Raw genomic sequence first — 8823 nt, 5'->3', positions numbered from 1 at the left:
TTTATTTAATTCATCAGAGGTTTTTTCCGAAGATTTAAAGCCGTTGTCATGACCAGAGGAACTTTTCTTGACTTGTAGGTTTTCTTTTTTAAGCTTTGTAGTTATCTCATCAAAACTTGTTTCTCGTTTATCATATTCTAAACGGATCATTCCTCCGGCATTGGCGGAACCTTCCAAAACACCATTGGTATTTAGCAGACTCTTTTCTATAGTTCTTGCATGTCGGGTATGTCTAATCCCCTCAACCTCTATAAGAAAATGTCCATATTTCTCGGTAATTTCAGCCCCGGTTCTTTCTGCCAATGATTGAATGCGGTCAATAGAAATAATGTCGGGATCATAATGAAAACACAGTTGTGGCACCGTATCTTCCTGATCGTCTTTTATATGCACTTTATCAAGACCTTCCTTGGCTTCTAATTCCTCAATGAGCCTTTGCACACAGGTATCTTTTTCATTTGGCACCTGAGGTAGCAGTACCGGAATTTTGAGTTGTAATTTTTTCATATCCCTATTGGTTTTAAATCCATCTTTTAGCCTCTTCCTTTTCGGTAAGGTCGAAATATTTAACTTCCGAATTTGTAAAAACATCAGTAGCTCTCGCCGCCCATTGCTGCCATTCTTTTTCACCTACAATAGCCATTTTTCCGTAATCGGAAATATGGGCGGCATCAACTTTTAAATCTGCCCAGATGCCCTTGAGATCATAGCCCTCAAAGTCAACCAGCTCAAAAAAGAAATCCACCTTATCCCCATTTTCGACAATATTATGTATCAAGGGATGAATTTTCTCTATATCCTCCTTAGATATTTTACCATTGATAGTAGCGGATATCAAATTGCTTTTTTCCGTTTTGGTTATATGGATCATAGTTATTTCTGTCTTTTAAGTGATACTATACTTGATTTCTCTTGCTTTGGTATAGGCTTCCCAACCTTCCTTTGCTGCATAAGGTACAATGAGCAGTGCCGCGACAGGATCTGCCCACCACCAGCCCAGCCAGTTTACCAATAGTAAACCGGCAAGAACAACTACGGTTTGGTATAGGCAGATAAAGGTATCTTTGGCATCGGCAAGTAAAGCTGGGCTGTCCAGCTTATGTCCATATTTTCTTTTGAAATAGATAAGAATGGGATTGATGATTAGAGAAATAATTAAAATGATTAATCCCATGGTACTCCAACTTGCAGTTTCCTGACTAAGGAGTTTTGTGATTGAATCATAAGAAATGAATATGCAGACCAACGTAAATGATACTGCAATTACATAAAGCGTGATCTTCTTGCGTTTTTTGACTTTTTCTTCGTCAATGCCCTTGAGCTCGCCGTGCAGCCGCCAGCCTAATGTGGCCGCACTTATCACTTCTATTGTACTGTCCAGTGCCCATCCTATAAGAGCAGAACTATTGGCAGTTATTCCTGCAATTAGAGATACTATTACTTCAATGGTATCATAAATGACATTCCATATTTGAAGCGTTCTTGCCTTTTTTAAATCGTTTTTTCTTTTTGTTTCCATAAGCTGATTTTGGTAATCTCCATACTATATAGTTCCATTTTCACCTTTTTTTTAAATGCTTCCTTCCCCTTCAAAAATTAAACACCACTACATTTCTCACATATTCCCTTTACTACCAGGTTTACATTTTCTGCCATATATCCCTCTGGCAGGTTAATATGTGGAATCTTATGATCGGTCAAACAAACAGTTTCATCACAATTATTGCAATGAAAGTGGATATGTAAGTCCTGTTCTACTTCGCAATTACAATCACTTTCACAGAGCGCATATTTTGGTATGCCTGTGCCATCATCTATTTGATGCACAATGTCCTTTGTTTCAAATGTGCGTATTGTTCGAGATAATGTAGCCCGGTCCGCTTTTCCAAAAGCATTTTCAATTTCGGTAAGGGTTACGGCCCTGTCTTTTTTGGCCATAAATTTATAGATCAGGATACGCATGGCTGTTGGCCGAACTTCGTGTGCCTCTAAATTTTTTTCGATATCACTCATTTCCATCATTATTTAATCCAGATCGATTCAAAGATTCTCCGGTTTTTATTCGGAAGGCATCTTCAATATCTGAAAGATAAATAATTCCATCACCGGGTTCAGTTGTTTTTGCATTCTCAAGTATAATATCGATTGCTGATTGTGCTTCTTCATTTTGACATACCAATTCTAACTTTACCACCGGGCTGTCGGTTACACGAAAATCCAAAGAAGGCGACGCGCCTTTTGCTTTAAATGCCCCGGTACCTTCCCCCTGGGACAGCGTCATACTTTTGAATCCGCTTTCGCTAAGGGATTCTATCACTATTTGAACCCGTTTTGGTTTTATAAATGCTTTTATTTCTTTCATCGCTGTTTTATTAATTCTTTATTAAGGATGAACCCTCTGGAACTTTAATTAAGACAAACATTTTACAGAGAGCCCATCCATCTAAATTTTTAAAATTCTATTTAATGACCATGGGAATTTTGGCTTTTCTGCATTTCAGATACCAGGTAATAGGCATTATCATAAGCAACTAAAGTACCTTCTGGAAGTGGCTCCAGGAGTTTAATTTCAACCCATCCATCTTCATTTATCCCTGTCCTTACCTGTATCGGTTTTAATTCCCATTCTGTTTTACCTTCTTCCTGATGTTTTTGAGCTGTAAAGATGTAAGGATTTCCCTCTTCTTCTATCACTGCCTCTTCAGGTAGAGCAGGCACTGCTTCTTCTCCTGTCCGAATTTTTCCTTTAATATACATCCCCGGAATAAGATAATCTTCTTTGTTTTCTATTTCTGCATGAACATGCACCGCTTTGGGATTTTGTTCAAATTGCTTCCCTACAGAATATATTTTTCCTGTGAGATTGCTCCCGGGAACTGACTCCAGGGTAAAAGAAATCTTTTGACCTTCTTTAACCTTATAAATATCTTTTTCAAAAACCATTAGATCGGCATGAACGTGCTCATTATCAACTACCATGAACATGCTGGTTTGTGGTTCTACATATTGGCCAATTTGCACCTTTACTTTTTCAATATAACCTTCTATAGGGCTTACTACCGGGATATATTCATACAGGGTGCCATTTCTTACCTGGGAGGCTCCCAAGTTTAACTGTCTTAACTGGGATTCGTAACCACTTACCTCTCCCTTTACCGACTGAAAATCTGCCTGTGTTTGTTGAAATGACTTTCCAGAACCAACTTCTGCCTCGTATAATCGCTTCTGTCTTTCAAATTCCTTTTCCAAAAACTGCATACGGTTATAGGCGTTAATATATTCCGTTTGTATTTTCGTCAAATTGGGATGAGATAGATACGCCAGTACCTGACCTTTATTTACCTTATCACCTTCAATAACTTTTATCGAATTAATATTCCCCCCTAAAACGGCAGTAACCGTAGCTTCATATTGCGGCGGCACTTCCAACTGCCCATTGGCTTCCACTATTCCTGATAATGCTTTTTTAGGTAAGGTATCTACTTTGATTCCCAGACTATTAAATTTCAATTCTGAGAGATGAACCGAACGCATGCCACCTTCTTCTCCTTGAGATTTGTCTTCATTCATAGTTGGATTTTCAGTTTCTAGAGAAACAGCTTCTGATGTTTCAGAATTTTCTTTACACCCAAAGAACAGACTCAATGATAGGGCAAGCATTAGAATATTTATTGATCTTTTATTCATATCGTTTTTCTTTCTTAGTTTTAGTTTGATTCTGTGAGGTAATATTCGAGCTGATAACGACTATCGAGATAATCATCAAAAGCACTCCATGCGTTTACCTCGATTCTAATAGCATCTCTTATATTTTGAAGGAAGGTTACGTAATCTATAGCACCTTCCTTAAATGCCAATACTGATCCTTCTTGTTGCTCCTTAGCCAAGGGAAGCGCTTCATCCCTATAATAATTCCATGAGTTTCTCCATTTTATGAATTCTTCTCGCATATTTTTATAGGCAGTTTCGAGCTCGAGTTTATCCTGGTAAAAATTTTGCTCTGCAATCTTCCGATTTACTTGTGCTTCCTGAGTACGGCCTAACTCAGGTCCAAAGAATAACGGAATTTGAATTCCGATTTGATATTGGAAGAAACCCGATTGTCCATTAATTTCCTGCCTGGCATACTGACCCTGAAATTTGGGTAGAAATTCAGATTTTCGTTCTCTGGTAACCGCTTTTGCAACATTCACTCTCTGTCCTGAAACTTCAAGAGCCGGATGCGATTTGAGCGAATCTATCAGAAAGTTTAAAGGTTCATCTAATGCTTGGGAAGGTAAATCTGGCACATCATAGATCGTATCACTAACAAACCATAAATTTAAACGCTGTAATGATCTCAGGTAATCTCTATAAGCTTGTTCTAACTGTATTTTCACCTCATTCCCCTGATTTGAAGTAGCAAGATACTCCAGTTTAGAGGTAGCTTCTGTTTCATACCTGATTCGTGCAGCTCTTTCAATGTCTTCAAAAATTGAATCCATTTTCTTATATACCCGATACCTCTTTTTACTTGTATAAACTGAAGCCCAGGCCCTGCTTACTTCACGTTCCACTTCTAAGGTATTTAGTTCTAAAGCATTTTCAGCAAGTGCCACCCTTTCTTTTTGCAATTTTAACCGAGGGGCAATTCCAAAAACATCTATGCCTTGTTGTTGAACACCAATTTGAGTATAGATCCCATCAGAACCATTTCCTACCTCTTCTCTTCCTGTAAAGATTTGGGTATTCCCAAAATCATAGGCAGTTTTACGCAGTACTTCTTCGCTTTCAATTTCAAGCTGGGCAGCTTTTAGCTGAGGAAAGTTTTTGATGGCTATTTCGCGGGCTTTTTTCAAACTTATGGTCTGTAAAGTATCCTGTAGTGGATATTCAGATGAAACAGCATCAGATTGTGCATTTACGGAAAAGGTTCCGCCTAACATCAAACCAATTATCAAAATCGTAGCTAAAGATCGCGTATTGGAAGAACCTAGATTGTTCTGTTCCTTCTTCTCACGTCTTCTCTCTACGAAGGTATATAACACTGGTAATACAACCAGCGTAAGCAAGGTAGCCGTAAGCATACCACCTATTACAACTGTAGCAAGTGGTTGTTGAACTTCTGCACCGGCAGATGTGGAGAATGCCATTGGTAAAAAACCGAAAATATCTGTTGTTGCTGTTAACATAATAGGTCGTATTCGTTCTTTGGTTCCTGTAAAAATTCTATCTTTTATACTGGTTACTCCCTCTTCTTTCAAAGAATTGAATCTGTTTATTAGTACCAGTCCGTTCAAAACTGCAACACCAAACAGTACAATGAAGCCTACACCTGCTGAAATGCTAAATGGCATACCTCTTATCCAAAGGGCAAATACACCTCCGATAGCAGCCAATGGTATCGCCATATAGATCATGATAGATTGGGAAAAAGATTTTAAGGCAAAATATAGAAGCACGAAAATCAGGAATAAGGCTATCGGTACCACAATCACTAATCGATCTTTGGCACTCTGAAGGTTTTCGAACTCCCCTCCATAAGTAATATAATAACCTGGTGGCAATTCTAATTCCTCATCTAATTTTTGCTGGATGTCGTTCACCACAGACTCTACATCCCTTCCCCGGGCATTTACACCTACATAGGTTCTTCTATAGGTATCATCTCTTGAAATTTGCATAGGGCCCGGAACATACTCAATATCTGCTATTTCTTTTATAGGCACCTGAGTTCCGTCTGGAAGATCGATATACATACCACGCAAATCATCAATATTCTTTCTATGATCTTCATCAAATCTCACAACTAAATCGAATCGCTTTTCACCTTCAAAAATGACCCCTGCCGTTCCTCCGGCAAATGCTGTACTTATATAATCATTGACTTTCTGAATATCCAGTCCATATTGGGCAACTTTATCACGGTTAAATCTAACTGTCATTTGTGGGAGACCGGAGGTTCTTTCAGCATTAACATCACCAGCTCCAGGTACAGTTTGGATAATATTGGCCATTTCCTGCACTTTTTCTGACAATACCTCTAAATCCTCACCGTACAACTTAACCGCAATATCTTCTCTAACCCCTTCTAATAACTCATTAAATCTCAATTCTACAGGTTGAGTAAACACTAGATTAACACCTGTAAGATCTTCATTTAGTTTTTCCTTAATCTGTTCAATAAGCCCTTCTTTAGTTTCAGAACTTGTCCATTTATCTTTGTCCTTCTCAAGGATTAAGTACATATCGGCAATATCCATTGGCATGGGATCTGTGGGAATGTCAGCTACTCCAATTCTGGCCGTTACCGTTTTAATTTCAGGAAAGTTTTCTAAAAGTATATTTTCAATTTTTTTTGAAACTTCAATAGACTCTGTTAGTGAACTACCTGGTCTTATTAGAGCCTGCATGGCGATATCTCCTTCATCAAGTTGAGGCACAAATTCTCCTCCCATTCGGGAAAAAAGAAAACCGGCTATCACAAGTAAAACAGCGGCAGAACCAATAACGATCAGCTTCAATTTTAAGGCTCCTTTCAACAAAGGCATGTACACCTTTTGTATTCCGCCAATTATCTTGTCACTTATTTTTTCCAGCCAGCGTTCAAACTTTCCAAACCAGTTCTTTTTATTTTGAATTGGTTTCATGAATAAAGCCGACATCATAGGCACATAGGTAAGACACAAGAATATAGCACCTATCATGGCAAAACCGAAAGTGTAAGCCATCGGCTTAAACATTTTACCTTCTACCCCGGTAAGAAAAAGAATGGGTGTAAATACGATAAGAATGATAATTTGTCCAAAAAATGCAGAGCCCATCATCGTACTTCCAGCATCATAGGCTACTTCATCCATTTTCGCCTGGTTGAATTTTATTTTTCCAGATCTAATCCGTTTTTGTATTTCATATACAGTACCCTCAATGATGATCACTGCACCGTCTATAATAATTCCGAAGTCGATTGCTCCCAAACTCATTAAATTTGCCCAGACATTGAATTGCTTCATCAATATAAAAGCAAAAAGAAGTGATAATGGAATGGTAGTAGCAGTTATAAGACCGCCTCTTAGACTACCTAATAATATTACTAAGGCAAAAATCACAATTAAGGCACCTTCCAGTAAATTTGTTTTAACAGTGTCGGTTGTTCGTGCTATCAACTCACTTCGATCAATGATTGGTGCTATAGTCAAACCTTCAGGTAGAGACTTCTCAACTTCAGCCATACGATCTTTCACATCCTGAATAACCGCGTTAGGATTAGCTCCTTTCAGCATCATGATAATTCCTCCAACGGCTTCTTCCCCATCCTGGGTAAAAGCTCCATAACGTACCTGATTACCAAACTGAACATTTTCTGCAACATCACCAATCGTTATCGGGATTGCGTTTTCTGTAGTAATTGCAATTTTCTTGATGTCTTCCAGAGAACGGATTAAGCCTTCACCCCTGATAAAATTTGACATTTTATTTTTCTCGATATAAGCCCCACCGGTATTCACATTATTTCGTGCCAGTGCCTCATAAACTTCAGAGATACTTATACCCATACTGTTTAATTTTTCCGGGTTGACTGCTACCTCATATTGTTTTATGGAGCCTCCAAAAGAGTTTACTTCCACCACACCTTCCAATAAGGTAAGCTGTCGCTTGACTATCCAGTCCTGAATAGTTCGTAGATCCATGGGGGAATATTCGGTTTCATACCCCTCCTTTGGTTTTATTGTATATTCATAAATTTGACCCAGTCCGGTTGAAATAGGTCCCATAGCAGGACTTCCAAATTTATCGGGAATGGTTTCTCCCAATTCATTAAGTTTTTCCTGTACCAGTTGCCGAGGAAGGTATGTTCCCATATCATCTTTAAAAACAATAGTAACTACCGAAAGTCCAAAGCGTGAAATAGAGCGAATTTCTGTAACTCCAGGTAAATTACCCATCGACAGTTCTACGGGATAGGTTACAAATTGTTCAATATCTTCTGTTGCAAGATTAGGTGACTGGGTAATCACCTGAACCTGATTATTAGTAATATCTGGTACCGATCCCAGGTTAACGGTAGACATGGACCAAATACCAGTACCTATAAGGGCTAAGGTGAGTAGTCCAATAATAAATTTATTATTAATGGAAAATGAAATGATTCTATTGATCATATAAAAAAATTAATTCAGTTAAACATCTCGTTATTCCCTAAGTAGAAGAAATCGATAGCGTCTTGGTCTTCAGAAAAACCGGGACTTTTGAAAAAAAGGATATAACTATCCTCTAAAAAAACTGAATTAAACTTTTGGAGGATCTAAAAAGGAAAGAATAGGTTCTTCCGCTGAACTGTCAAAATGAGCAAAAGCTTTAGATGGAATTTCCACAATTAAAGGCTCGAAGTGTGAGGAACCAAAATCTACTGTGTGAACATGGCAGCAATGGCAACTACAAAATGGAGGGCATAAATCTACTACATTTTCATGTGAATGGTCGAAATCTAAATCCTGATTAACAATTACTGTTACTTCTGAATCAGAAGTCAATTGTGAAGTATCATTATCATTACACGCTAATAAATTAAGCCCAAGTACGTAAAGAGATAATATGAGTGCCATTATTTTCACATCACAAAGATAATTAAATTGGCATGCACAGGGTGTGCAAAAAATATTGTAGCCATATAAATTTCAAATGGATGAAACCACGAGTCCTTACTACACCAATTGAAAATTCAGGGAAAACTAGTCATGAATATTCGTGAATAATTAAATAATAATAATTTTCGCCCCCTATTTAACCCCCTGTTAAAACAAAAAACCCTCAACTACAAGTAGTTAAGGGTTTTTCTTGTTG

7 protein-coding genes and 1 pseudogene are annotated in these 8823 nt (G+C 38.0%); all 8 read right to left on the bottom strand.

Features of this window, described 5'->3' with window-relative positions; translation table 11 throughout:
• Positions 1-507, bottom strand: a pseudogene (locus tag ACNI3T_RS08960) (heavy metal translocating P-type ATPase); the annotation flags it as partial.
• Positions 508-520: 13 nt separating this feature from the next.
• Positions 521-871, bottom strand: coding sequence for a SpoIIAA family protein (locus tag ACNI3T_RS08955; protein ID WP_108170459.1), 351 nt, complete (start codon positions 869-871; stop codon positions 521-523).
• A gap of 15 nt (positions 872-886) precedes the next feature.
• A complete protein-coding gene (locus tag ACNI3T_RS08950; protein WP_108170460.1) occupies positions 887-1519 on the bottom strand; it encodes a cation efflux transmembrane domain-containing protein in 633 nt (210 codons plus the stop codon).
• 77 nt (positions 1520-1596) lie between these two features.
• Positions 1597-2013, bottom strand: a complete 417-nt coding sequence (locus tag ACNI3T_RS08945) for a Fur family transcriptional regulator (RefSeq protein WP_026934554.1) — start codon at positions 2011-2013, stop codon at positions 1597-1599.
• Positions 2006-2362, bottom strand: a complete 357-nt coding sequence (locus ACNI3T_RS08940; RefSeq protein WP_026934555.1) for a P-II family nitrogen regulator — start codon at positions 2360-2362, stop codon at positions 2006-2008. Before ACNI3T_RS08940 ends, ACNI3T_RS08945 begins: the two co-directional genes overlap by 8 nt.
• Positions 2363-2463: 101 nt before the next feature.
• Positions 2464-3687 (bottom strand): efflux RND transporter periplasmic adaptor subunit, encoded by a 1224-nt coding sequence (locus tag ACNI3T_RS08935; RefSeq protein ID WP_245889644.1) that lies wholly within the window; start codon positions 3685-3687, stop codon positions 2464-2466.
• A gap of 20 nt (positions 3688-3707) precedes the next feature.
• Positions 3708-8141, bottom strand: a complete 4434-nt coding sequence (locus ACNI3T_RS08930; protein WP_418227500.1) for a CusA/CzcA family heavy metal efflux RND transporter — start codon at positions 8139-8141, stop codon at positions 3708-3710.
• Between the two features lie 126 nt (positions 8142-8267).
• Positions 8268-8585: a DUF6660 family protein gene (locus ACNI3T_RS08925; protein WP_170106619.1), complete on the bottom strand. Its 318-nt coding sequence runs from the start codon at positions 8583-8585 to the stop codon at positions 8268-8270.
• Positions 8586-8823 lie beyond the last annotated feature (238 nt).

The organism is Christiangramia qingdaonensis (assembly GCF_048381525.1).
GTDB lineage: Bacteria > Bacteroidota > Bacteroidia > Flavobacteriales > Flavobacteriaceae > Christiangramia.
The sequence above is the reverse complement of the archived record's forward strand: the minus strand, read 5'-3'. Positions and strand labels throughout refer to the sequence as shown.

Excerpts from the sequence above, each read along its gene's own strand:
- ACNI3T_RS08925 (WP_170106619.1), bottom strand. The coding sequence starts at position 8,585 with ATGGCACTCATATTATCTCTTTACGTACTTGGGCTTAATTTATTAGCG.
- ACNI3T_RS08935 (WP_245889644.1), bottom strand. The coding sequence starts at position 3,687 with ATGAATAAAAGATCAATAAATATTCTAATGCTTGCCCTATCATTGAGT.
- ACNI3T_RS08945 (WP_026934554.1), bottom strand. The coding sequence starts at position 2,013 with ATGAGTGATATCGAAAAAAATTTAGAGGCACACGAAGTTCGGCCAACA.
- ACNI3T_RS08950 (WP_108170460.1), bottom strand. The coding sequence starts at position 1,519 with ATGGAAACAAAAAGAAAAAACGATTTAAAAAAGGCAAGAACGCTTCAA.
- ACNI3T_RS08930 (WP_418227500.1), bottom strand. The coding sequence starts at position 8,141 with ATGATCAATAGAATCATTTCATTTTCCATTAATAATAAATTTATTATT.
- ACNI3T_RS08955 (WP_108170459.1), bottom strand. The coding sequence starts at position 871 with ATGATCCATATAACCAAAACGGAAAAAAGCAATTTGATATCCGCTACT.
- ACNI3T_RS08940 (WP_026934555.1), bottom strand. The coding sequence starts at position 2,362 with ATGAAAGAAATAAAAGCATTTATAAAACCAAAACGGGTTCAAATAGTG.